At 41.3% G+C, this 25086-nt stretch carries 27 protein-coding genes, 1 other RNA gene and 2 pseudogenes; 12 read left to right on the forward strand and 18 right to left on the reverse strand.

Annotation, left to right across the window (positions count from 1 at the left end):
- Positions 1–115 precede the first annotated feature (115 nt).
- The 4 genes from rseC to rpoE are packed head-to-tail and all read right to left on the reverse strand — an operon-like array spanning position 116 to position 2801.
- On the reverse strand, positions 116–580 hold the full coding sequence (gene rseC / locus AACQ83_RS03870; RefSeq protein WP_112876372.1) for a SoxR-reducing system protein RseC: 465 nt from the start codon (positions 578–580) through the stop codon (positions 116–118).
- The gene (rseB, locus tag AACQ83_RS03875) at positions 580–1536 is read right to left on the reverse strand and encodes a sigma-E factor regulatory protein RseB (protein WP_112876373.1); all 957 of its coding nucleotides are present in this window, start codon (positions 1534–1536) and stop codon (positions 580–582) included. Before rseB ends, rseC begins: the two co-directional genes overlap by 1 nt.
- A 5-nt stretch (positions 1537–1541) precedes the next feature.
- Positions 1542–2192 (reverse strand): anti-sigma-E factor RseA, encoded by a 651-nt coding sequence (gene rseA / locus AACQ83_RS03880; RefSeq protein ID WP_112876374.1) that lies wholly within the window; start codon positions 2190–2192, stop codon positions 1542–1544.
- Positions 2193–2231: 39 nt separating this feature from the next.
- A complete protein-coding gene (gene rpoE, locus AACQ83_RS03885) occupies positions 2232–2801 on the reverse strand; it encodes an RNA polymerase sigma factor RpoE (protein WP_112876375.1) in 570 nt (189 codons plus the stop codon).
- A gap of 203 nt (positions 2802–3004) precedes the next feature.
- Here rpoE and nadB point away from each other — a divergent pair, with 203 nt between their 5' ends.
- On the forward strand, positions 3005–4609 hold the full coding sequence (gene nadB / locus AACQ83_RS03890; protein WP_112876376.1) for an L-aspartate oxidase: 1605 nt from the start codon (positions 3005–3007) through the stop codon (positions 4607–4609).
- Positions 4610–4676: 67 nt separating this feature from the next.
- On the opposite strand, the gene trmN is transcribed toward nadB, so the two are convergent.
- Complete coding sequence (gene trmN / locus AACQ83_RS03895) at positions 4677–5411, reverse strand: tRNA(1)(Val) (adenine(37)-N(6))-methyltransferase TrmN (RefSeq protein ID WP_112876377.1); 735 nt, start codon at positions 5409–5411, stop codon at positions 4677–4679.
- A gap of 153 nt (positions 5412–5564) precedes the next feature.
- Here trmN and srmB point away from each other — a divergent pair, with 153 nt between their 5' ends.
- Complete coding sequence (srmB, locus tag AACQ83_RS03900; RefSeq protein WP_112876378.1) at positions 5565–6902, forward strand: ATP-dependent RNA helicase SrmB; 1338 nt, start codon at positions 5565–5567, stop codon at positions 6900–6902.
- Between the two features lie 449 nt (positions 6903–7351).
- On the opposite strand, the gene AACQ83_RS03905 is transcribed toward srmB, so the two are convergent.
- Complete coding sequence (locus tag AACQ83_RS03905) at positions 7352–7870, reverse strand: DUF6622 family protein (protein WP_112876379.1); 519 nt, start codon at positions 7868–7870, stop codon at positions 7352–7354.
- Between the two features lie 313 nt (positions 7871–8183).
- On the opposite strand from AACQ83_RS03905, the pseudogene AACQ83_RS03910 reads away from it, so the two are divergent.
- Positions 8184–8681: pseudogene (locus tag AACQ83_RS03910) on the forward strand (winged helix-turn-helix domain-containing protein); the annotation flags it as partial.
- Between the two features lie 333 nt (positions 8682–9014).
- Here AACQ83_RS03910 and AACQ83_RS24520 read toward each other — a convergent pair.
- Positions 9015–9359: pseudogene (locus tag AACQ83_RS24520) on the reverse strand (IS3 family transposase); the annotation flags it as partial.
- Positions 9360–9884: 525 nt separating this feature from the next.
- On the opposite strand from AACQ83_RS24520, the gene AACQ83_RS03920 reads away from it, so the two are divergent.
- Positions 9885–10073 (forward strand): hypothetical protein, encoded by a 189-nt coding sequence (locus AACQ83_RS03920; RefSeq protein ID WP_112876381.1) that lies wholly within the window; start codon positions 9885–9887, stop codon positions 10071–10073.
- A gap of 31 nt (positions 10074–10104) precedes the next feature.
- On the opposite strand, the gene AACQ83_RS03925 is transcribed toward AACQ83_RS03920, so the two are convergent.
- Both AACQ83_RS03925 and AACQ83_RS03930 read right to left on the reverse strand, forming a co-directional pair.
- The gene (locus AACQ83_RS03925; protein ID WP_112876382.1) at positions 10105–10692 is read right to left on the reverse strand and encodes an ankyrin repeat domain-containing protein; all 588 of its coding nucleotides are present in this window, start codon (positions 10690–10692) and stop codon (positions 10105–10107) included.
- Positions 10693–10707: 15 nt separating this feature from the next.
- Complete coding sequence (locus AACQ83_RS03930; protein WP_112876383.1) at positions 10708–11724, reverse strand: phospholipase; 1017 nt, start codon at positions 11722–11724, stop codon at positions 10708–10710.
- 647 nt (positions 11725–12371) lie between these two features.
- On the opposite strand from AACQ83_RS03930, the gene ung reads away from it, so the two are divergent.
- Positions 12372–13052 (forward strand): uracil-DNA glycosylase, encoded by a 681-nt coding sequence (gene ung, locus AACQ83_RS03935; protein WP_036777820.1) that lies wholly within the window; start codon positions 12372–12374, stop codon positions 13050–13052.
- Positions 13053–13120: 68 nt separating this feature from the next.
- On the opposite strand, the gene grpE is transcribed toward ung, so the two are convergent.
- Positions 13121–13702 carry a nucleotide exchange factor GrpE gene (grpE, locus tag AACQ83_RS03940; protein WP_011147556.1) on the reverse strand — a complete coding sequence of 194 codons (582 nt, stop codon included), beginning with the start codon at positions 13700–13702 and terminating at the stop codon, positions 13121–13123.
- Positions 13703–13826: 124 nt separating this feature from the next.
- On the opposite strand from grpE, the gene nadK reads away from it, so the two are divergent.
- From nadK to bamE, 3 genes are all read left to right on the forward strand, one after another.
- Positions 13827–14705 carry an NAD(+) kinase gene (gene nadK, locus AACQ83_RS03945; RefSeq protein ID WP_112876384.1) on the forward strand — a complete coding sequence of 293 codons (879 nt, stop codon included), beginning with the start codon at positions 13827–13829 and terminating at the stop codon, positions 14703–14705.
- A gap of 88 nt (positions 14706–14793) precedes the next feature.
- Positions 14794–16455 (forward strand): DNA repair protein RecN, encoded by a 1662-nt coding sequence (gene recN / locus AACQ83_RS03950; protein WP_112876385.1) that lies wholly within the window; start codon positions 14794–14796, stop codon positions 16453–16455.
- Positions 16456–16693: 238 nt separating this feature from the next.
- Positions 16694–17041 carry an outer membrane protein assembly factor BamE gene (gene bamE, locus AACQ83_RS03955; protein WP_011147559.1) on the forward strand — a complete coding sequence of 116 codons (348 nt, stop codon included), beginning with the start codon at positions 16694–16696 and terminating at the stop codon, positions 17039–17041.
- A 59-nt stretch (positions 17042–17100) separates the two neighbouring features.
- Here the strand turns inward: bamE and AACQ83_RS03960 are convergent, their stop codons facing one another.
- Both AACQ83_RS03960 and AACQ83_RS03965 read right to left on the reverse strand, forming a co-directional pair.
- Positions 17101–17394 carry an RnfH family protein gene (locus AACQ83_RS03960; protein WP_112876386.1) on the reverse strand — a complete coding sequence of 98 codons (294 nt, stop codon included), beginning with the start codon at positions 17392–17394 and terminating at the stop codon, positions 17101–17103.
- Entirely contained in the window at positions 17387–17821 is a 435-nt protein-coding gene (locus AACQ83_RS03965; RefSeq protein ID WP_112876387.1) for a type II toxin-antitoxin system RatA family toxin, read from the reverse strand. Before AACQ83_RS03965 ends, AACQ83_RS03960 begins: the two co-directional genes overlap by 8 nt.
- Positions 17822–17977: 156 nt before the next feature.
- On the opposite strand from AACQ83_RS03965, the gene smpB reads away from it, so the two are divergent.
- The 4 genes from smpB (at position 17978) to AACQ83_RS03985 (ending at position 19997) form a co-directional block, all read left to right on the forward strand.
- Positions 17978–18460, forward strand: a complete 483-nt coding sequence (gene smpB / locus AACQ83_RS03970; RefSeq protein WP_112876388.1) for an SsrA-binding protein SmpB — start codon at positions 17978–17980, stop codon at positions 18458–18460.
- A 50-nt stretch (positions 18461–18510) separates the two neighbouring features.
- Positions 18511–18874: a transfer-messenger RNA gene (gene ssrA, locus AACQ83_RS03975) on the forward strand.
- Between the two features lie 510 nt (positions 18875–19384).
- The gene (locus tag AACQ83_RS03980) at positions 19385–19570 is read left to right on the forward strand and encodes a helix-turn-helix transcriptional regulator (RefSeq protein WP_049582210.1); all 186 of its coding nucleotides are present in this window, start codon (positions 19385–19387) and stop codon (positions 19568–19570) included.
- Between the two features lie 142 nt (positions 19571–19712).
- Positions 19713–19997 carry a SymE family type I addiction module toxin gene (locus tag AACQ83_RS03985; RefSeq protein ID WP_112876389.1) on the forward strand — a complete coding sequence of 95 codons (285 nt, stop codon included), beginning with the start codon at positions 19713–19715 and terminating at the stop codon, positions 19995–19997.
- A gap of 147 nt (positions 19998–20144) precedes the next feature.
- On the opposite strand, the gene AACQ83_RS03990 is transcribed toward AACQ83_RS03985, so the two are convergent.
- From AACQ83_RS03990 to AACQ83_RS04015, 6 genes are all read right to left on the reverse strand, one after another.
- Complete coding sequence (locus AACQ83_RS03990; protein WP_112876390.1) at positions 20145–20591, reverse strand: tail fiber assembly protein; 447 nt, start codon at positions 20589–20591, stop codon at positions 20145–20147.
- Positions 20592–21935 carry a phage tail protein gene (locus AACQ83_RS03995; RefSeq protein WP_240000687.1) on the reverse strand — a complete coding sequence of 448 codons (1344 nt, stop codon included), beginning with the start codon at positions 21933–21935 and terminating at the stop codon, positions 20592–20594.
- A complete protein-coding gene (locus AACQ83_RS04000) occupies positions 21922–22527 on the reverse strand; it encodes a DUF2612 domain-containing protein (protein WP_112876391.1) in 606 nt (201 codons plus the stop codon). The genes AACQ83_RS03995 and AACQ83_RS04000 overlap by 14 nt, the downstream gene beginning before the upstream one ends.
- Positions 22528–23769: a baseplate J/gp47 family protein gene (locus AACQ83_RS04005; protein WP_112876392.1), complete on the reverse strand. Its 1242-nt coding sequence runs from the start codon at positions 23767–23769 to the stop codon at positions 22528–22530. It abuts the gene before it with no gap.
- A complete protein-coding gene (locus tag AACQ83_RS04010; RefSeq protein ID WP_112876393.1) occupies positions 23769–24125 on the reverse strand; it encodes a hypothetical protein in 357 nt (118 codons plus the stop codon). Before AACQ83_RS04010 ends, AACQ83_RS04005 begins: the two co-directional genes overlap by 1 nt.
- Positions 24126–24202: 77 nt before the next feature.
- On the reverse strand, positions 24203–24844 hold the full coding sequence (locus AACQ83_RS04015; protein WP_112876394.1) for a hypothetical protein: 642 nt from the start codon (positions 24842–24844) through the stop codon (positions 24203–24205).
- Between the last annotated feature and the right edge of the window lie 242 nt (positions 24845–25086).

Consider the following 25086-nt stretch of genomic DNA (forward strand, 5'->3'; position numbering starts at 1 on the left):
CGTTTTGGATAACTAAAATATACCCGTTATCTTTCAAGTTGCCTCTTTGTTGGCTGCTCCCGGGAATTCACTCCCTTGCCGTCGCGATGCATCTTGAAATCCATTGGGTATAGATTTATTCCCGATGCTGAATGTGAATGGCATCAGGAGGCAAGCCGATTTGCAAAACGACAGGTTGATATTCCTGCCGATTATCCCAGTAAGTAGCGATTTTGCGGGCAAAGAAGAATCCTAACGCGCCTCCTAAAACACCGCCACAAAACACCCACAATTGATTGGTCACCCATAACTGAAAAAGTGCACCACCAAGGAATAACCCAATAAGCGGTGTCAGATAAACCAACAACGCCGAACGCAGCAAGCTCCCTTCAGGGATTCCAACTTCCACTTTTTGCCCCGGTTGCAACGGTTGTAAAATCTCAAGTTCAAGCTGATGTATGCCATCAGACCCTAATTTATTGAGTAAATAAGAACCACACGTTGCTCGCGCCTGACAACTGCCACAACCAGAAGAGGAACCATAACGTAATAATGCCCGCCCCTGTTGCCAGTGAATTACTGTTGCCCACTCTTTAACCATCAGTCAGCTCCTATAAATGCGACACCAGCGGCGATACGCTTGGCAGTTGCCAATGGTAATTCACCAATAATTGTCACCTCATTTGCACCACGTATTGCACTATAAATCGTTCGGGGCCCACGACGGAGAGGATATTCCAACTTACCGGTTTTATCAGCATTAGTCACATTCACAGAAAAGCTAAATAAACCATCACTGAACATAATAGATTCAAGTGCGCCACTATTTGACAATTTACGACGGTTACGCGAAACCTCAACGAAACCAGCCGGCAATTTACCCACCTTCCAATTAAATACGACCTTCTCTAATGGTGGAATGACCAGCATTGGTGGCATATTTAAGCGAGTAATCACACTCATTGCATCATTGATATCCCCATCGATGGTAGAAGAAACAACCCTAAATTGTTCAAGCGCCTCACTATCACGATCAAGTAAGTCAATACGTAATGGTAAATGAGTTTCTTCGTCGATCAATAAAATATAATTATAACGCACTTCATCTTTGGAGGTGATGCGTACAACCCTACAAGGCCTATCACCGATATGGGTACGACCAACGTCAATGAAATTGTAATATTTTTTCAACTGATTGAAGTCAGCAAAAATGACGGTCGGTAAATAATCAATAATATGATTACCACTAAGACTAAAAGCATCCAATCCAGGTTCAAAATAACTGATCTCATTACCACGCTGGACAACTTCCCTACGAGAACCATCCATCTGCATAATCTGGGCAATTGGAATACCATTGATAATAGCGTGGCGATAACGAACTGAGACAATAGCCTGCTGGTTGAGATTAATAAAAGCAAGCTCGTAAGTTAGTGACCGAGTGGCATTACCCATCTCCCGCAACAAAACCTCAGCACTGCTAAGCTGTGCCGAGGCTTGTAAAGGAGCAAGCAGGCCACCCGCCAGCAAACAAACGGAGAACCAAATATGTTTCATTACTGCTATTGTGTTCCTAAAGATTGCGTTCCGGGAACCGGAATAGCAACCTGTGGTGAAATTCCCCGTTCATCATTTTGCCTAAAATGCACACGGCGATCGAGTTCATATTGTTGCAGCATGATGTTAATACGTTTATTACGCTCCTGCATTTGAATGCGCGGATCATTGCCAAATATATCATCACCAGAAGGCACTCCCAAACTCACCGGAGAAGCCGATCCCATCATTGGCAAAGTGTTAAATGCGGGCGTATCAGATTGATATTCAAGATCCTCAGCACTATGGCTGTTGTACTGCTGTACACCAACCAATACTGCCAGCGAAACACAGGCTGCAACACTCACTTGAACCATTTGACTCACCCAAGGACGAAGCTTTTGCCAGAACGGCATTTTTTGCCAGTTCTCTGGTTGAGGCTGAGATTCAGGTATAGCCCCAAGGGTGAAATGAACCGGCTCTTTTTCAAGTGCCAATGCAACCCGACTAGCAATATCCAGATGCAATACTTCCGTCACATCACCGCGCAATGTATCACGGATCAAGTGGTAATTTTCCCAGCGTTTCTGCATTACAGAATCTTTAGACAAAATACTAACGACTTCACTATCAAGAGTTTCGCCATCCATCAATGCGGAAAGTTTTTCTCTTTGCATGCCAAAGTACCCTTCAGTATTGTTCCACTATTTTTAATTTTAAATCAGTGGTTGAATTTTATCATCAATGGCTTCCCTTGCACGGAAGATGCGGGAACGAACCGTACCAACCGGACAATCCATAATGGTAGCTATTTCTTCATAGCTTAACCCATCTAATTCCCTCAGCGTTATTGCTATTCGCAAATCCTCGGGAAGAGATTCAATAGCTCGGAAAACCACCTGCCTTAATTCTTCTGACAACATTAAATTCTCAGGGTTCGAAATTTCTTTTAGTGCATTTGAAGTTTCATAATTTTCTGCGTCACTGGCATCCAAATCACTGGACGGCGGACGGCGCCCTTGAGAAACCAAATAATTCTTCGCAGTGTTTACTGCAATACGATACAACCAAGTATAAAAAGCACTATCGCCACGAAACGAAGCCAATGCACGATAGGCTTTAATAAATGCCTCCTGAGCAACGTCAGGAACATCACCCTGCGGAATATAGCGGGATAAAAGACTCGCCACTTTATGCTGATATCTGATTACCAGTAGGTTAAATGCCTTTTGATCACCTTTCTGCACTCGTTCAACCAGCATTTGATCCGTTAACTGCTCGCTCATTCGAGGTTAAATCTCCCGAAGCAAAGCTCCACATTGATATTTACTGAACCAACCATGCTGTCCTATTCCTGAGCAAGCATGGCTTTGAGTAATAAAATTCTGCGAAGTTCAATTTTTGTCATCATTTTGTTGCAATCATAGCTTTGATCATATCTGATAGGCTAACATGATTTTTACCCATCTTCATTCATACATCATCAATTATGCAATCATTATTCTCTCAACATTACAGCGATGTACTTATTATTGGCAGCGGTGTCGCCGGCCTATCTCTGGCTTTACGCCTGGCCTCACAGTATAAAGTCACGGTATTAAGTAAAAGTATTCTTAGCGAAGGTGCATCCTATTATGCACAGGGCGGTATCGCCGCTGTATTTGATAAGACAGACAGTATCGCATCTCATGTCGAAGATACCCTTATCGCCGGAGCAGGACTTTGCGATAAAAGCGCTGTTGAGTTTATCACCAGCAATGCCCGTCATTGCGTACAATGGTTGATTGATCAAGGTGTCATGTTTGATACAGAAACCAACGAAGATGGAGAAAAACAATATCATCTGACCCGTGAAGGTGGTCACAGCCATCGTCGTATTCTGCATCATGCTGATACAACCGGCAAAGAAGTAGAAACGACACTGGTTGATAAAGCGATGTCTCATCCAAATATCACAGTGAAAGAGCGCTGCAACGCAGTGGATTTAATTACGTCAAATAAAGCCCGGTTAGACGGTGATAATCGAGTCGTCGGCGCTTATATCTGGAACCGTCAGCAAGAACAGGTGGAAACTTATCGCGCTAAGGTTGTTGTACTGGCAACAGGCGGTGCGGCTAAAGTCTATCAATATACGACAAATCCCGATATCTCATCCGGTGATGGCGTTGCAATGGCATGGCGCACGGGTTGCCGTATCGCCAATCTGGAATTTAACCAGTTTCATCCGACCTGTCTTTTCCATCCACAGGCGCGCAATTTCCTGTTGACAGAAGCCCTGCGAGGTGAAGGAGCATATCTGAAACGACCTGATGGTAGCCGTTTTATGCTTGATTTCGATGAACGTGCTGAACTAGCTCCTCGCGATATCGTAGCACGAGCAATTGACCATGAAATGAAACGCCTTGGTGCTGACTGCATGTTTCTGGATATCAGCCATAAGCCAGCGGATTTCATTATCCAGCATTTTCCAATGATTTATGAAAAATTGCTGACACTGGGCTTTGATCTAACAAAAGAGCCGATTCCAATCGTTCCTGCCGCGCATTACACCTGCGGTGGTATTGTTGTCGATCATCAGGGACATACTGATCTCAACAACTTATATGCTATCGGTGAAGTCAGCTATACGGGTCTGCACGGTGCAAACCGTATGGCATCTAATTCTCTGCTGGAGTGTCTGGTGTATGGCTGGTCTGCTGCAGAAGATATCCAACAACAGATCGAAAAAATAGAAGAAGTACCGCAACTCCTTTTCTGGGATGAGAGCCGTGTTGACAATTCAGATGAACAGGTCGTCATACAGCACAACTGGAACGAATTACGTCTATTTATGTGGGATTACGTCGGCATTGTGCGTACAACCAAACGCCTGGAACGAGCACTGCGCCGTATTAATATGCTGCAACAGGAGATTCACGATTATTATTCCAATTTCAAGATTTCTAACAATCTGCTGGAATTACGAAATCTGGTGCAAGTCGCTGAATTAATCGTGCGTTGTGCGCTGGAAAGAAAAGAGAGCCGAGGTCTGCATTTCACACTGGATTACCCCGATTTACTGCCAGAATCAAAACCAACGATTTTGACGCCCTGATTTTTACTAGCAAAACTTCTGCATGACCACGCTCCGGCGTGGTTCTTTCCACAATTCATAAAATAATTCAATAATAGAGATAAAAATCCGTCACCAATTGCTGAAATTCTTGCGTATATGTACCGTCTGGTTGACGAATAGTCAATTCACTGATTAAACTGATTTTTTCCTGACGGGAAAATGCCAATAACATCCGATGCAATGGCTTACTTTGCCTGTCGCGGATATTGACCCGATGATGGGAAAACCAACCCAGACGACATGCCATTGTTTCAAATTCCTCACCAATGGCATATGGCAATACCACACAAAACAGACCATCCGCTGTAATCAACGTCTCGGCGTATTGTAATAATCGCTGGTGAGTCAGCGACCCCGTATAACGAGCCTGTTCCCTTGTCTCATTTCGACAAGCAACAGCCGGTTCAAAATAGGGGGGGTTACTGACAATTAAGTCATAACATTGCGAATACTGTTCAGCGAAATCACCAATATCCTGCTGATAAACATTTATTTTTTTCTGCCACGGAGATTGTTCTGCATTATCTTGCGCCTGCAATGCGGCCTCTGTATCCAATTCCACTGCATCAATTTTAGTATTTTCATCCGTACGCTGTGCTAGCATCAACGCAATGAGCCCACTGCCACAGCCAATATCTAAAATCGCTTTTTTGTCACTCACTGGAGCCCATGCTCCCAATAAAACGCCATCAGTTCCGACTTTCATCGCACACCGCTCATGACCAACAAAAAATTGCTTGAAAGTAAATCCATCCCGGCGTAAAAGTCGTTTCTGTTTCAAATTAATAACCTATATCTATTTAGCACAATAAATTTCGCCATAGGATAAAGGTTATTATGTTTCGGTAAAAGCTATCTACCTTAATTGACCGCTTTAATAGATGAACAATACGCCCAACCCGTTTATAATCGGCGGCCTAAACAGAGGTATATGATGACTGCAACAAACTTTTCTGAACTTGAACTTGATGAACGCCTGCTTGACGCCCTGAATGATAAAGGTTATTCCCGCCCAACAGCAATTCAGGCTGCGGCTATTCCGGCAGCAATGGACGGGCGTAATGTACTAGGATCAGCGCCTACCGGTACCGGCAAAACCGCCGCTTACCTGCTGCCAGCTATGCAACATTTATTAGATTTTCCACGCAAGAAATCTGGACCACCACGCATTCTGATCCTGACGCCCACCCGTGAGCTAGCCATGCAAGTGGCAGATCAGGCAAAAGAATTCGCTGCACATACCAATTTGGATATCGCGACCATTACTGGCGGCGTAGCCTATATGAATCACGCAGAAATTTTCAGCGAAAATCAAGATATTGTCGTCGCCACTACAGGCCGTCTGCTGCAATATATCAAGGAAGAAAACTTTGATTGTCGGGCAGTTGAAACACTCATCCTTGATGAAGCCGATCGTATGCTGGATATGGGTTTTGCCAACGATATTGAAACCATAGCGGGTGAAACCCGTTGGCGCAAACAGACCATGCTATTCTCTGCTACTCTGGAAGGGGAAGCCATCCGTGATTTTGCTGAACGTTTACTGGAAGATCCAGTTGAAATTGATGCTGAACCATCACGCCGTGAACGCAAAAAAATCCAGCAATTTTACTACCGTGCAGATAATTTGGCACACAAAACAGCCCTACTTTGCCATTTACTAAAACAACCCGATGTCACTAAATCCATTATTTTTGTTCGCAAACGTGAACGTGTACATGAACTTGTGGATGAATTGCATCAAGCCGGCATTAAAGCCCGATTCCTTGAAGGGGAAATGGTACAAGCTAAAAGGACGGAAGCAGTTAAGCGCCTGAATGATGGCAGTATCACTGTTCTGGTTGCAACAGATATTGCTGCCCGTGGATTGGATATTGATGATATCAGTCATATTTTCAATTTTGATTTACCGCGCACCGCCGATATTTATCTACACCGTATTGGCCGGACAGCTCGTGCAGGTCGCAAAGGTACTGCAATTACCTTAGTGGAAGCACATGATCATCCTTTATTAGGCAAAATCAGTCGCTATCTGAATGAACCACTAACGTCGCGGATTGTTGATGAACTTCGCCCAACAACCAAAGCACCAAGTAACAAAGCCCACAATAAGCCATCGAAAAAAGTATTGGCTAAACGCAAAGAGAAAAAGAAAGCAGAAGACTCGAAGAAAAAAGTCAAAATACGTCATCGAGATAGCAAAAATATCGGTAAACGCCGTAAACCTTCCGGTAATCCAAAACCGGAAGTATCAACCAGCAGCGATGCGTAAATCTTTAAACGGGCCAGTTGGCCCGTTAATTATAATATGCAGTCGCACATAGTCAGATTATTCTGTGAGTAAATAGGCTCTCAGCATTCTCTATTTCTTTAAATAATCTATCGGGTATTTTGCCATCCCGAGTTTTTGCAGTCGATTATTTAATCGGTTTATGACAGAATTTATTTCCCGTCCCGATTAGAAACTTTCATTAAAATCTGCCCCTCTTGGAAAGTATATTGCCTAATTAGCCCATTAATATCCTCATTCCCCCTTTTTCCCAGAGGAATAAGGATTAGCTAAATCAATATTTGTATTTAATTTTTTACTAATAATTTTGTGAGGCGGATACTCTTTACACCAGTAACTCACACTACACTGACTGGCGATCCAAATGGCCTCCCCTCATCACAGATACAGCATGGCAGAGGAGAACAGAGAGTATTAGAGTTTCATAAACACTATTTGTAGACGCTCTTGGTCCTGTTTCTGTACCAAGGAATAAAAAGATTTAGCGTTCCGCCCCAGAAAATACCGTCAAGCACACCATTGCTAAAGCCAAAAAACAGATTGAAATGTAACGAATGCAACAACACGAGGTGAATGCTTAACATAGCCGTAATAATAAACTTAACGATAAATGTGATAACAATCAGCGTCAGCGTCAACGAAGTGCCAGGACGGATGATTAAATCACTGCCTGCTTTTTCACGTAATCTTGGTTGAGAGCGCCACAGACCCCATCCCATTACAATCCCGACGAGTAAACCCGCCATCATCGTTATCAAAGCTAAATCTGAGAATGTAGTTTCACAAATGACGCTATATACCCCCCAAACCAAGAATACTATTGGTAGTAAGAAAAGGCGATCAATTCGCATTTCACGATCGTACAAGGCACTGATCCCACGCCTGATGAGAAAAGCAAAAAGAATCCAGACCCATATTGGGGTATCTTTAATAATGGTGGTCAGTGACATATTATTCTCCTTTCATATTTTGCGAGTTAAGAAGACTACACTGTAGAAATAGTTTTTTACTTGTTCCTGTAATGATTTCTCATCACGCCCGGTACGTACTTAGACACAATTATGGCAATCACAATAAATCCTAAAGAAACCAAACGCAGATAGATCGTCCAACTGAAGTAGTCGTTTATCACGCCATTAATAACAAAGACTCTCATCCAGACAAGTGCTATATATTTGTTTATTTCATAAAAGAGAAAATGTTTATACCTGTGATTATTGAAAATGCTTGATTTTCCCCAAACTAAGGCTCATGGTATCCGTCATGAAAATATTCATTACCGGTGAACAGAAAGCCGAACTCGAACACCTTCATCACACCTGCCGTGATAAGAGGGAATGTGATCGCATCAAAGCGGTTCTGCTGGCTTCTGAGGGCTGGAGTTCTGTCATGATCGCTCAGGCCCTGCGTCTGCATGAAACAACGGTTAATCGTCATATCAGCGATGACCTTAATCACCGCAAACTGAAGCCCGAAAATGGCGGCTCTCAGAGCCACCTCAGCGAAACACAGACGCGGGAACTTATCGCTTGTCTGACCGCAAATCTTCTGCCTACCACACAGGCGGTTATCCGCCTTGTCGAAGAACGGTGGGATATCAGTTACACCGTTCCCGGCATCAATAAATGGCTGCACCACAATGGGTTCAGTGATAAAAAACCGACCAGCGTGCCACACAAGTTCAACGCGGAACAGCAACGGGCCTTTATGGAAACCTACGGGAAACTGAAACAGGAAGCCGGAGACCATGAGCCTTTTATGACACTCTCTTCACACGTCAAATCAAGCTGTATCGCCTTTACCTGATTACCATATTTTTTTGTTAACTCTTCAGCTCTGCTATCTCCTTGCCACCAAGTAAACGTAACATTATATTGTTGCACAATGAGATCGTCGATAATACTCATTCCCACTTCTGAAGTGCCAGCCAGTACTAATGCAGAACGTTTTTTTCTGACAGCATTATTTTCAAAGTACTCTCTTCATTTTTCATTATTGTTTCCTTTACACTATCGAAACTGACTCTTAAAATATACTAATGCAATTTTTAAACTGCACCAATTCATATATACAGTGATAAAGAAATTTGGTATTTCATGTAGAATAACCCCATAAAAAACATATAAATTTATCAATTAAAATCCAACAAATGAAACCAAATGTAATATGTTGAAAATAGTCTTTTTCATAATCAGAAAGAGACATTTTATTACTAGAGCCGTGTCTGCACTTACTGCTATAGAACATCTCGATGTAATCAAAAATATCGCTTCTGGCTTCTTCCAGAATCGAGTAAACTTTTCGCTTAATACAATCCCGTCTCAGCAACAGGAAAAAATTTTCAGTTACCACACTATCATGGCAGTTACCACGCTCACTCATACTGCTTTCCAGTTTTAGAATTTCTTTCAGGTTATTGTTAAATTTCAGATCAGACTTGTCCATAATGAATTCCTTAAATCTTAGCGAGTTTATTCTAGCAATCACGCAAGTTTTTGATCATCTATAATAAATGATCAGTCTTAAAGCGACCATAAATTCTGCTTCACAGCTAACAGTTATTTAGAGAAAAATTACTTTCAAAAAAACCATGTTACCGCCAATTTATATGAGTGAATGCAATATAAATATAACACTTATCCCAAGTTTATTTTTCTACCTTTAAATTAAAGTTAAATAAATATGAACTATTTTTTTGAGATAAAGATCAAAGATAATTTAAATAAGTGAATATTATTTAATGTTAATTACGAGTTCTATTATTTGTTTTTCACAAAAACATGCTACATCAGTAAATTAATTTGATTTTTTCCCTATTAGTTATAAATAAAGAAACATTTTCTCGAAAAAATAAATAATTTAACATTCTACGCCAAACAACTTACGAGAACCTCTAAATACTTCCCTTGATCTCGAAATTGAATAAAATATAAACAATGCCGTTCCTGACAAGGTAACCTCATCATGATGATTCGCTCTTCTCAGCAAAAATATCCTAGTGCAGGTAATTTACCTAAGCGCTATGCTTACTTATTGGAAACATTAAGCATGTTTGAATTACCAGCGAAGCTTCCTGACAGAAAATATCCGAGAGTAGTGAGGCGTAAACCGCAAAAATACCCGGTAAAAATAGAGGCCAATCAGCTTAACTGACTGGCATTAGGCCAAATAGCCCGTTTTTATCTTACTTTAAATAATATCGGCTGACTTGCTGCGCTTTCAGCCAATTATTGACTTTATCATATTCAGCCTGCATCTCACGGCTACGTACTTTCAGTGGTGTGAGATTGAAATAGATCTGGAACGTTGACTGCTGCTTATTCTGTAATGTGGGATCAGCGCCTGACTTCAACAATATCAACGCCAGTTCCGGTGAGTTAATTTTAGCTGCAATATGTAACGAAGTATCCCCAACCCGATTAGCCAAGTTGGGGTTAGCTCCTGCTATCAGCAGTAATTTAACCTGAACCTTTCTCCCTACCTGAACCGCAGCATGTAAAGGTGTTGCTAAAGTGACAGGATGAATAATATTCACATCAGGCGAGAATGATAATAAAGATTTAAGATAATCAGGATTGTTGATTTTTGCAGCCGTATGTAAAGCACTTTCTTGTTGCAACCCAGGTTGAGTAGGATCAGCTCCATCCCTCAGCAAATTATTAACATCATCCATTCGCTGATTGAATATCGCCCATTGTAACGGAGTTATATTTTCTTCACTCCGCTGACAATCTAGTTCCGATTCAGGCTCAATTACTTCATTAATTTTCATCACACTTCTCTTTAATTATGCGGAAATGCTCAGATCCGATTCATTAAGCATGACTAGAGATTCTTCTTGCTGTTCATCATTTAAAGATGACCAAGGTTTGTATATCGTTAATAATTCCAGCACCTTTTCAAGAGAATGTGCTTTTAATCCACGTATCAGATTATTAGGAAAACCTTTGCCTGATTCTTCCGAATCATCATTATATTTCAGTAAGATTTTATGTCCTATTGGCTGAGATACCGGCAGTTTTTGTTGTAATGCATCAAGTAAATCATGCTCCACAACATAATGGCGTACCAATCCATTTTCAGCGATAGCCCTACCCTCTTGAGGTGAAAAACCCAAATTTTTCATCATATTGTCAGAAACACCAGCTGAATTAAATATTACCGCAGGCTTTCCAATTGATAATGCGGCTGTCGCGGCTAATCCACCTCCCAAAGAGTGCCCAGTAAATAACAAGTTTTCCCCAAATGCTATTCTGGCAGTACGAGCTAAATCAATTGCTTGATGATATTGAGCTTCATCAAATCCAAAACCTTGTCGTAAATTAGTTAATATATCCTTCAAATCATTAGTGCCCACAAAAGCCACTATGTAGAGATCGTCATTCCGATAAATACCTGCCTGAAAGCCTGTTGTTTCATCCCTTAAATTTGCCGGCTCTATTCCTGCCTTTAATAATTCACCATCAGAAAGACGAACATAATCACCTATTCCCATCGTGGTGCGTATGTAAACATCATCAGAAATTAAGGTCAACATATAATCAATCTCATGAGATTGCTTACCACTAATTTGCTCAGACTTAATTCCTGTGATTGACTTTAAATTAACGTTAATACTCTGTTCATTAATTAATGATTGATAGACTCTATTATTTTGTTTAGTTATTTCCGAGAGGGAAAAAACTTCAGTGGTCGTTTTTTCAATATTCTGGTCTGGAACAGAAGGCGGTGTAACAAGTTGAAGATTATTTAAAACGGGAAAACTTGAATCGACTGATAGATTCATTTCAATTGATAAACTCATAAAATTCCCCTAAGGATAGCTGAAAATAATCGACGATTTAATCAGTACAACTAATCTATCGGCAGGGAACGCCATTAAGTTAAATCAATGTTTAAATTTTGTTAATAAAATTAACCACCTGTGATTCTTCTCTCTGATAACAGAGAAATTTCTACCTATTATTTGTCAATAAATAGCCAGAAAAGAGTCAAAGTGAACTGACTACTTACAACAAATACTGTTTTGGCTTCATACAATATTCAAACGATCCAGCTTATCCTTAACCACAATCTGGCCCTTCACGGTGTTAAATACCTTTAATCATTTCTATCTCTACGTTCGCACAATAAACCAAATTATCAATGACTTATCTTGGTTATTTGGTCAAAACAATATGCCTCATTCCTATATACCCACACAAATGAGGATACTCATTGATTCAAAACAGTTAATTTCATATAGTTACTATAAAACATACTGCTACCTTACGTTTTAAATAAGTTTCTATAGCTAACCTCAAAGCAATTTTTTGGATAAACTTTCAAAAATACTTTACAACATTGAAATAGTTATCAAGAATTTAGTTTTAGTATGCATCAAAGGTTTTCCTCTGATTTTGTAATCGGTAAGCTAACATCCATTTGGTAATTATATAAAAAGGATTTACTATGTCCGCACCCCTCACATGGCACGACGTAATCGGTAACGAGAAAAAACAGCCCTATTTTCTCGACACGCTGGCCTATGTCGCAAAAGAACGTCAGGCAGGTAAAACTATTTATCCGCCACAACAGGATGTATTTAATGCATTCCGCTACACCGAATTGGCTGATATTAAGGTGGTGATACTTGGGCAAGACCCTTACCACGGCCCCAATCAGGCACATGGCCTCTCTTTTTCTGTACAACCGGGTATTCCTGCGCCACCTTCTCTGGTTAATATGTACAAAGAGCTGGCATCCGATATACCTGACTTCCAGCATCCAAATCACGGTTGCCTAGTCAGTTGGGCTAAACAAGGGGTGTTACTACTCAATACCGTACTCACCGTAGAACGTGGTAATGCACACTCCCACGCGAATCTGGGGTGGGAAACTTTCACTGATAAAGTCATTGCCGCTATCAATGAGCACCGTTCAGGCGTCGTTTTTCTGCTTTGGGGCTCCCACGCTCAGAAAAAGGGCTACTTTATTGATGCTAATAAACACCATGTTCTCAAAGCACCTCATCCATCTCCACTATCTGCTCACAGAGGGTTCTTTGGCTGCAAACACTTTTCAAAAGCCAATGCATTGCTAGAAAAACAAGGCATCGCGCCAATTAACTGGACACCTGAGTTGCCACAATAAAAAAATGCCGCCCCTGTTGGAGCGGCATTGATACTTATTACTGAACTAAAATTACTACTGAGCTAAAATTACTTTGATACAGCTACCATTGCCGGGCGTAACAAACGGCCATTTAAGGTATACCCTTTCTGCATGACCATCATGACATGATTTGGTTCATGCTGATCGGATTCCATCATGGTCATAGCCTGATGAATTTCAGGATTAAAAGGAACATTTGTGTCGCCAACAACTTCAATACCAAATTTACCCACAGCCCCAAGGAAAGACTTCAACGTCAGCTCGATGCCTTCAACCATAGGTGCTATTTCGGTATTAGTACGATCTGCCACCTCCAAAGCGCGCTCAAGATTATCAATCACTGGCAACAGTTCATTGGCAAATCTTTCTAACGCAAACTTATGGGCTTTTTCCACATCTTGCTCAGTACGACGACGGATATTTTCAACTTCAGCCTTAGCACGCAAAATGGCATCACGTTCACGTTGTTGCGCCTGCTTGAGCTGTTCTTCCAGCTCTGCGACACGCGGATCAACAACGCTTTCTGTCTCTGATGCTTCTGCTTTATCCGCACTATTTTGCTGTTCAGATACAACTTCCATATCTTCCGAGACTTGCTCGTCAGGCATTTTTTGTTCTTTACTACTCATGAATATCTCCGCGTATTTGGCATTAATCTCGCTACTTAGCCTATTATGGGGATCTAAACTGGGGATTCAAGGGAACCCGCCGTATTGTGAGGATAAAACCTCTTGCTAGAAGGCAATTACAACGATGAATAAAAAATTCAAATGCATAGGTATTGTTGGTCATCCTCGCCACCCAGAAGCACTTGCTACTCATGAGATGCTTTATCATTGGTTAAAATCCAAAGGTTATTCTGTCATTATTGATCGTCAGATTGCCAAAGACATTGGTTTAAAAGATGCACAAACTGGCGGTCTGACTGAAATTGGCAAACAAGCTGATTTAGCTGTCGTTGTTGGTGGTGACGGCAATATGTTGGGCGCTGCCCGGGTCCTTTCCCGTTATGACATTAAAGTCATTGGTATTAACAGAGGCAATCTAGGTTTTCTGACCGACTTAGATCCTGATAATGCTTTGCAACAACTTTCTGAAGTATTGGATGGCGAATATCGGAACGAACACCGTTTCCTACTAGAAGCTCAAGTCAGAAGAAACGGCCAGAAACCTCGTATCAGTACCGCTATCAACGAAGTCGTACTCCATCCGGGGAAAGTGGCACATATGATTGAATTCGAAGTCTATATTGATGAACGTTTTGCCTTTTCCCAACGTTCTGACGGACTAATTATCGCAACGCCAACTGGTTCCACAGCTTACTCGCTTTCCGCAGGTGGGCCAATTCTGACACCAAATCTGGATGCTATCGTCCTGGTACCGATGTTCCCACATACATTGTCTTCTCGGCCATTGGTTATCAGCAGTGAAAGCAGCATCAGGCTGAAATTTTCCCAAAATAGCAACGATTATGAAGTCAGTTGCGATAGCCAAATAGTTCTACCTATACAGGATGGAGAGGATGTAATTATTAGCCGCAGCAAACAGAAGCTCAATCTCATTCATCCTCAAGACTATAATTACTTCAACACATTAAGTACAAAACTAAGCTGGTCTAAAAAAATGTTCTAAAAAATTAGGTTTCACTACTTTACTGTATAAAAAACCAGTTTATACTGTATGAAGATACAGAGGTGTTTTTATACACAGGAGAAGTGTGATGCTCACCCAGTTAACCATTAGCAATTTTGCCATTGTTCGTGAGCTTGAAATTGACTTCCAGCCAGGCATGACAGCCATCACAGGTGAAACCGGCGCGGGTAAATCCATCGCAATTGATGCATTAGGTTTATGTCTGGGTAATCGTGGTGAGGCCAATATGGTGCGTAGCGGGGCTTCTCGTGCTGATATTTGTGCCCGGTTTTCTCTTTCTGATACGCCTTCTGCTCGCCAATGGCTAGAAGCACACCAACTTGATGACAGTAATGAATGCTTACTACGCCGTACAATAACGTCAGATGGTCGTTCCAGAGGCTTTATCAATGGCACTGCCGTACCGATTTCCCAATTACGCGAATTGGGTACCCACCTTATTCAAATTCACGGTCAGCATGCCCATCAATTACTATTAAATAACGGCCACCAAAAACGCCTGCTTGACACTTACGCTAATCAATTCAATCTGCAAAATGAAATGAAACAGGCATATCATCAATGGCACCAAAGTTGTCAGGATCTGGCTCGATTCCAACAACAGGCGCTTGAACGTCAATCTCGTCAACAGTTACTGGAGTATCACTTAAAAGAACTTAATGAGCTGGCACCACAATCAGGTGAATATCAAGAACAAGATAATGAATATAAACGGCTAGCAAACCGTGGTCAGCTACTGTCTGTCAGCCAAACCGCACTCCAGTTACTTAGTGATAACGATGAACAAAATATTACCAGTCTGCTGAACTACGCCAAACACGAACTGGCAGAACTCATCACTATGGATAATAAATTCAGTCAATTACTCACTATGTTGGAAGAAGCATCCATTCAAATTAATGAAGTCAGCGATGAACTCCGCCACTACGGTGATCAACTGGATATGGACCCAAATCGTCTTTTTGAGCTGGAACAAAAAATTTCACAACAAATTAGAGTGGCCCGCAAACACCACGTTGTACCAGAAGAACTTCCTTCACTACATCAACAATTATTAGAAGAACAGCAATTACTGGCGCAGCAAGAAGATGACTGCACCCACCTTAGCGAGCAGGTTAATAAACACCATAAGCAGGCATTGGAAGTTGCAGAAAAATTGCATCTGGTTCGCCAACAATATGCTAAAGAACTAAGTGAACTCATTACTCACAGTATGCATCAACTCGCCATGCCTCATGGTCGCTTTACCATTGATGTCTCTTTTGCACCTGAACATCTGAATGCTGATGGTTCAGATAAAGTTGAATTTAACGTCACCACTAACCCCGGTCAGCCACACCAATCTCTCGCAAAAGTTGCTTCAGGTGGTGAACTTTCCCGTATTGCGCTGGCAATTCAGGTTATAACGGCTAAGAAAATGGAAACGTCCGCCTTGATTTTCGATGAAGTAGATGTTGGTATCAGTGGCCCAACAGCTGCAATTGTCGGCCGTCTGTTACGTCAATTAGGCGAATCTACACAGGTTATGTGCGTCACCCACCTGCCTCAAGTAGCCGGTTGTGGTCACCAACACTTTTATGTCAGTAAACAGACTGATGGTGAAGAAACTGAAACTCAAATGCAATTGCTGGATAAAAAATCCAGATTACAAGAGCTAGCGCGGCTTCTCGCAGGCAGTGAAGTGACAAAAAATACCCTGGCAAACGCTAAAGAGCTGCTTGCCGCGTAATCTGATACAACTTTTGCGTATATTTAGGGTCATAGCTAAAGCTTGTATACCCTCTGGATTTCAAGATGCATCGCGACGGCAAGAGAACGAATCCCCGGGAGTATAGGTAACTATGTGACCGGGGTGAGTGAGCGCAGCCAACAAAGAGGCAACTTGAAAGATAACGGGTATAAAGGTTTTCAATCTCGTCAAGGTCTATTATTATCAACCTCCTGACTCCTAAAGGAATGTAATTACCATGCGCTGTAAAATGTTGACTGCCGCTGCTGTATCATTTGTCATGCTGACTGCGGGTTGCTCTACGTTGGAACGGGCTGTTTATCGCCCTGACATTAATCAGGGGAACTACCTAACACCGACTAGTGTATCAAAAATCCACAAGGGAATGACCCAGCAACAGGTAGCTTACACATTAGGAACACCGATGTTACAAGACCCGTTTGGAACTCAAACGTGGTTTTATGTATTTCGTCAGCAACCTGGGCACGAAAAAGTGACTCAGCAAACTCTGACCCTGACATTTGACAGTAATGGTGTACTGACTGATATTAAAAACGAAAATTCACTTACCGAAGATCTTCAATAACCAAAGAGATATAAATAGACAGTCAGTCAAAAAAATAGATGACTGACTGTCTATGGTAATTATTGAGCATTATTTTTAGCCCGCTCAGCACGCTTACGACGCATTTCTTTTGGATCAGCCAATAATGGGCGGTAAATTTCCACCCTATCACCCTCTTCCAAAATATCCGTCAACTTGACAGGACGGCTATAAACCCCAACTTTATTCTTTTGCAAATCAATATCATTACGCAAAGTCAGCAAACCTGATGCAACTATTGCCTGCTCAACAGTTGCGCCTTGAGTCAATTTCACCGTACGCAGATATTGGCGATCAGGCAATGCATAAACAACTTCGATATTGATATCAGACACGATAAACCTCACGTGCACGCAGAGTAAAAGCCTGCACCATACTTCCAGCCAGCTCCTTAAAAATCTTACCGAAAGCCAATTCAATCAGCTTATTAGTGAATTCAAAATCAAGGTGTAACTCAACTTTACAGGCATCTTCACTCAATGGTATGAACTGCCAGCCTCCCATCAACTTACGAAAAGGCCCGTCGACCAATTGCATATTAATGCTTTGGTTATCGGCCAGAATATTCCGGGTAACAAAAGTCTTACTTATACCCGCTTTCGAAACATCGACTGATGCAGTCATTTCGTTACTGCTAACACTCAGCACCCGACTGCCGACACACCCCGGCAAAAAATCCGGGTAAGAACCGATATCATTGACCAATTTATACATTTGTTCCACGCTGTACGGTACTAACGCAGAGCGACTAATCTGTGGCATATAATTTCCTGTAAGGCTTAATTGTAGCAAATAATATCACCTATACGTGATCAAAGAAAAAACTGTCAGCGTATAATGCAATAAACACGCATTAATCAGCAAATATGCGCGGGAAAAGATTTCTTTCACCAAACCATTCAGTATAATGCATACACTATGACAAAGAAAAAAGCACACAAACCCGGTTCGGCAACCATTGCCATGAATAGACGAGCTCGTCACGAATACTTCATTGAAGAAGAATTTGAAGCGGGTCTCTCGTTACAAGGATGGGAAGTCAAATCACTGCGCGCTGGTAAAGCCAACATCAGCGACAGTTACGTTTTGCTCAAAGATGGCGACGCTTATCTTTTTGGTGCCACCATCACCCCGTTAAATGTAGCTTCTTCCCATGTCGTTTGTGATCCAATGCGTTCACGCAAACTCTTACTTAATCAGCGCGAACTTGACTCATTATATGGTCGAGTTAATCGTGAAGGTTATACTGTTGTTGCCTTATCTCTCTATTGGAAAAACGCCTGGAGTAAAGTCAAAATTGGCGTAGCAAAAGGTAAAAAGGCACACGACAAACGTTCGGACATTAAAGAACGTGAATGGAAATTAGACAAAGCGCGTATTATGAAGAATGCAGGGCGATAAATTCTGGCATTATGGTTTAGTATTCTGATATACTTGCGTTTAAGACACTTGGGGCTGATTCTGGATTCGACGGGATTCGCGAAACCCAAGGTGCATGCCGAGGGGCGGTTGGCCTCGTAAAAAGCCGCAAAAAAATAGTCGCAAACGACGAAAAATACGCACTAGCAGCTTAATAACCTGCGCAGAGCCCTTTCTCCCTAGCCTCCGCTCTTAGGACGGGGATCAAGAGAGGTCAAACCCAAAAGAGATCGCGTGGATGCCTTGCCTGGGGTTGAAGCGTTAAATTTAATCAGGCTAGTTTGTTAGTGGCGTGTCTATCCGCAGTTGGCAAGCGAATGTAAAGATTAGACTAAGCATGTAGTACCAAGGATGTAGGAATTTCGGACGCGGGTTCAACTCCCGCCAGCTCCACCAAATTAGTAGGGACAGTGATAGGACAACAGCTTTAAAAACAGTGAGTTAGCAAAGTTGATTGGACACTGACCGGACGATGAAGGGACACAAAAGAATACGCAAAGGAGCCGCGGAGCTTTTGGAAAAACCAACCATAATTAGGTTGGTTTTTTTATGCCCGTAGCACAGCAACCAACTCCTCACAGTCAGGTGTTAATACTATGCTCATTAAAAGGGCCAACACCTCTATCATAATGCGTAGTGCAAAATAAAATGCCTCATCAGATCTCTGCTTCATATGGCATTATTTATAAATCCAGCACCTGATACCACCAGCTTCTGATGCACACATGTAACTCAACTTCATATACAATCGCCTTAGTAATCGGTATTTCTGGTGTGGCATATCCTATGTTCATGGAGTTCGGTTTGTGCCACTTAAACGGTCATTTTATTTACCAATGTCACCCTATCGGCGAAATGGCTATACTATGATGTGCCGATAAACAGTTTATATTTGTGGGAGTAATTTTGAAACGTATACCGCCAGAATTGTTTAAGTCTGAGATGAAACGAAAAGGCTGGACGCGCCGCGAACTGGCTATACGGTGGGGCAAATCAGAAACATGGATCAGCAAAATAGTGAATAATATAGAACGGGATCAACACTGGAATGATGCCCTCAATGGACTGCCTGAAAACGAAAAATCTAGGTAAACTATAGGTCATATTTTTATTGCAGAAAAGTGACCTATCGTTCATAATCCAACATTGAGAGACTATTTTCACTGACGCAGAGCTACCGGGCTGCCACCCGATAACCCTGCTTACCACAACTAACTATATAAGGTAGTTAATTATGGCTAAACGCGATAATAAAACAATTCAGCGAATTTCCCAAGCTGAACGTTTTGGCAAGGTAGCTAAAAACGGTATTTCTTTAAAAGGAAAATGGTTACAGGAGGCGGGATTTACCTTCGGAATGCCACTAAAAATCCGGGTGATGCCGGACTGTATTGTTATTACCGCCCAGAACACCCAGGAACTCTGGCAATGCCTGGAAGGACTGAGTATTGAGCCATTTAACCCCAATGCTGCTATTGACTGGATTAAGTATTATCCTGGTGGGTTGATGATTATCTAATAGACTAAAGCATAAATGGACTACACCTTTAAATGTTGGATGGTTATCCAACATTTTGAGGACGATTCAATCAGAGTAGTGCAGAAAAACCACATTTGATTAGACTTATCTAGCTATTGGGGGTCGGTTCAATTGGCCCTGATTCCATTATTCTAAGGGTTTTTCGGGCCAGTTAATATCTGAGGCTGAATTAACATCAACGCGGTTCAATAATACTCTATATTTTTTTAACTCTGCTAACAGCGATTTTTCCTCATCACTCGACATCCCCAAATCTACAGCATCTTGTAACGGAGCGATCTGTTTACTTACCGTGAGCATAAGTTGCTGTTTCTTATGTTCTGCTTGCTGCTGCTGTTCCCGTCTGAGCTTTATTTTATCACTTTCTGATATTATCCACTTTTCACTATCCCATTTGTGGTAAACAGATGGCGCTTGTTTTGTAAGAATTGGATAACCGTCTTTATCACTGACGATAGCAAAACCGCGCGATTGACCGTCAAGTAATTCATTATGTTTTTCTGCTGTTATTTCAACACACTCTTCATGAGCTTCATTATAAAAAACACATTCTTTTCTGGAAAAATAGACCATTTATACCCCCCAAAATAATATATGTACAACTTTGCCTGGATTCTCATCATTGTTGGGAGTGCCTGCTTGATATTCAAATGTCGATAGTGTTGCATTACGTACTAATGTGTGACCAGTTGATGTATTGATACTCGACATGCTTGCAATATAGCCAAAAAGCTTATTTTTAAAAGAAATTGGATAATTTACCTTTATCCATGATTGTTGAGCTGATGGGACTTTAACCCATTGAATAATTATCCCCGTATCTCCACATTGCCACCAGCCATTTTCGGATTTTATAGCTGTATTTTGTAATGCAAGAGTACCACTTTTCTCAGGCGTTAATATATTGTAACGCCGCTGATTTTTGGGATCGTCAGAATAGATATGCAACAATTTCCCTTCAGAACCGTTAATTCCCAATACATACCCATCTTTCGATTTGAAACGCAATTTAGGAAAAGGAGTTTTACTGTCAATCAGTAAACTGCCAACAGTTGCGGTTTTATTGCTAGAAATACGCAAGAAAGTATTATCGCTCTCAGATTTAGCATAACTTCCCACATCTTCAGCATTCAAACTAATATCCCCAGCCAACGGCTTCCCGTTAATTTTCCGACTACTCGGCACGGCACTTTTCGCCAATTCTACCGTTTCCGATAAACCGATATTTTTTACAAATTCAGTTTTATTGAAGATGTCAGCGCCATTTTGATTTTTAGCGAGTTTACTATTTGCATTATCATTTACATCGGAAGCAAGTTTCTGAGTTGCTGCAAGTATATTACTGTTGCCTGTTTTGTCAGTAAGCTGAATAATTCCTTTTTGGGCTAATGTGGCATCGGGAATAAAATCTTGAGTTGCAAGCTCTCCCAGTCCTAAATTATTACGCGCTGTCGCTTTGTTATTAATATCAGATAAGTTATTGGCTTTCTGTAGAAATAACCCGTTAGGATCTGCTAACAGATTTTTCCAACCGGAAGCTAATGTACTATCCGGATCTGTATTGTTATCTTCTACCCCATTCCACCAAATTTTACTTCCATCATAACTGGCAACAATAGCCCCTTTAGGATAACCATCAGTGGCAGCGCTAAAATCAGCATCATACGAATACAGGCCACCAGACATTGAATAACGTATTGCGGCAGTAATATCATTCAATATCCCGTTCATATCCTTGCCAGATGGGGGAATTCCACCAGCAGATATTGCTGTCATCGTTAACGGAGGAAAACCGCTCTGATATGTAGCTATACCTTTCGCCAAACTGTTTTCAGTAGACTTTGTTGCAATTTCGTTATAGTTTCCATCTTTTGCGAACGGAACAGTAATAAGAGTAGGTTTTTCAGTTAATTTCATTTTTCGGTATTCTTTCAACAATAGAGACGCTGACACCGGCTGGATATGGTAGTATTCCTGATGTTTGAACAATTGCTAATTCTGCTGTTGATAGCTGAAATTCAAATACATAACTCATCTTCATATTTCCATCATCAGTGATATATGCACGTCCGCTATCGCTAAACATATAAACAAGCATTCTGTTGATGTTTGGTATAGTGCAATCAGATATATTTGACATGGCTTTCATCATAATCAGCTTTCGATACATCTGATCTGATAGTTCAATAGTTTTTGTTTTTGATTCCCCGGCGTAAAATGGCGCTTGGCCAAATGGGTCTGGATCTGTTGTTGTCGAAATACTCAGAAAAGCTTCACCAAATCCCAGATATTTTGCATTTTCATTAACAGTCAACCATCTGCTAACATTCACTATTTTTCCCCACACATCCAGCCCATACGTGTTTGCTGTGTCAATATTCCAAATCAGGTCGTAAAATGTATTAATAAATTCAGCAGAGGAAACAGCGGCATTGAAACTTCGAATAAGTGAGTTGAGTTTTGGGCTAGCAGCATACTGAGCAAGAATAGTTGTTTCCACATTTTCCATTTATGAACCTACTAATTTTACGGATATATTATCAGTGTCAAGCGTTGGGATTTCATCAATACCAAAACTAATTGATGTTGAATAAGCAGTACCGTCACGGCTAAGTGTAATGCTGTAAATATCAACACTTGATGTATCTATGTTATAAACGCCTGAATAATATCTACCAGCAAATAATGTAGATGCTATTCTTGCTCGCGTTCCACCATCTTCACCGTTAAATGCTTGCGCTATAGCTGATTTAACTTGCGTTTCAATATCAGCAGGAAGGTAATCGCTATCAGCAAGTGAGACGTCAACATAAACACGAATGGGCGTCGGTATCACATATTTAATTTCATATTCAGGGTAAGGCTGAACATAGTTTTCATCATCCACAATGGTGTGAGTTGTATTCCCGTTCGTAGGAATACCTGGAGGCTTTTTCTTCCAGATTGCTCTAGCGACATCCTCAGTCTTTCCCCCATACACAGCAATATAAAGAGAGTTCGGCGCTATTTTGTATTTTGATACCCCGACTGTTTTTACTACCGAAGTATCATTTGAAATAACGTATGAGTCTGCTACCCCATTTACTTCTAATATTGCCGCATAAATGGCATGTAATGAGTTTGTCGCATTTTTAGCAACAGATTGTTTACGACGATACTCAAAATTAGCACGAGTTTCCTCATCTGTGCCAGGTACGCCAGCACTCGCATTACTGATACCAGACCAGCCAGGTACTGAGCTATAAATCGTGTTCAAATCATCAATTTGGCATGCTAACGGCCCTGTTGTTGAGTTTTGGAAAACAACATCAACAGAGCCGCTGTCAGGGATCTTAGCCTCTGTTATTGAATGATAAAGATACCCTTTTTTATCTTGAGCAATACTACCAATTGAAATAACTGTATTAACTAACCCGGTACATGTTGCTGTTACCGTTGTTCCCGATGCTGGAATTCGGTCTAAAAAATAAATCCGCCCAATGGCATCTTGGAAACGTCCAGTTGCATAATCCGGGTTAATCTGATTGACGATAGCAAGTAACTGATCGTTCTTGTCAGCAATGATAGCCGTATCACTCATTGCCATTTGACCCTGCGGTGTTGTCAAACTGGTACTCATTGCACCGCCCATTGCGGTAGCCAAATCATTTAGCCGCCCATTTAAAATATCAACTTCGTCGGGTACAGTTAAACCAGTCTTTGTAAATGTTACGCTAGGAACACTTGTTGTCAGTACTACAGAGTTAGTCATCAGAAATTTACCACCGCTGATTGATTATTCGTGTCCGTTATTGTCATCGTGCCCACAATAGTTCTTTCGTCCCCGCTTATAGCTTTACAAATGGCAGACTGAACATAAGGTAACTTCATTGCTTCTTGTTGCATTTTGCTGTTAATTAATTGAATTCCGGGCCAATGACCAAGAATGCGCTGATAATAAGGAAGACCTAATGTTGTGTCGTACCAACACTCTCCCAGATATGTACTACAGGCACAAGCGACATCCTGAGCCACAGCATAAGGGTTATCAGTAATAGAGATATTTCCAGAATCATCTAACGTTAAATCCCATGATTTGATATCAAGAAGAAATGAGCGAGTTTGCATTTTCGATCCTTATAGAAATAAAAAAACCGCAATTAAGCGGCATAGATAAAACAAAACCCGCGAGGGGCGGGCTTAATTTATTCGTTTGGTATTGGTAGCTCGTTTTTAGAAATTATTGCTAGTCTATTTTGATAGTGTTCTGGATCTCCCCATAACCACATTTCTTGTCGACTAACATCATCTTGTGTCAAGATTTTACGCAACTCACATGTGATCATGTCATAAGCATAAACATGCATATTGTATGCTAGCGCGTCGTACATTCTATCCTGCCAGAATGCCATACCATCAGTAGTCTGATTCATATCAGACACAATCACATTGTACTGATCAATCAAGTAATCAAAGAACACCTTACCAGCTAAATCACGTAAAGCTGCTCGATGCTGAGGCGTCCTGATACGCCAAACGAGAATTTGAGTTACAGGGCGGCAATTTAATACAACATCAGGCTGTATAACCACCCGATTATAATAAGCAACCTCTTTAGATACATCATTAAGCAAAGCAAGTTCGAAATGAGACTGACTAATCCGATCACTAAGGCGGCCATCAACACGAACCATACGATAACCAGGTGCAAGTGCCAATCCGTTTATCTGATCGGTAATGTCGATACCCTTAGACAGAGCAATATAAAGGGTGTGATTATTTGAGTTCTCGTTCAAATGAGCGAAAACCTCATTAATCTTTTCAGGATTTACCAATCTTTTTGGCATATACCCCCCCTCAATAGATGATTATCAGTTATCAAATTGATATATATAGCTGAGGCTATATTAGCGTCATTGAACCCCTAGTTCAACTGGTTTCACAACCAAAGTTGTGATTTTATTATGGCTTTAGCCAGTTTAAGTAGCGTAAGCTTCTTAAACATAAAACCCCCCGCTATGCGGGTGGAGGCCAAGGGTTATACCAAGAAAAACACCTTTCCGTTACGATATAGATGTTCAAGCTAATA

The sequence above is a fragment of the Photorhabdus sp. S10-54 genome, assembly GCF_963878145.1.
Lineage (GTDB): Bacteria > Pseudomonadota > Gammaproteobacteria > Enterobacterales > Enterobacteriaceae > Photorhabdus > Photorhabdus kayaii.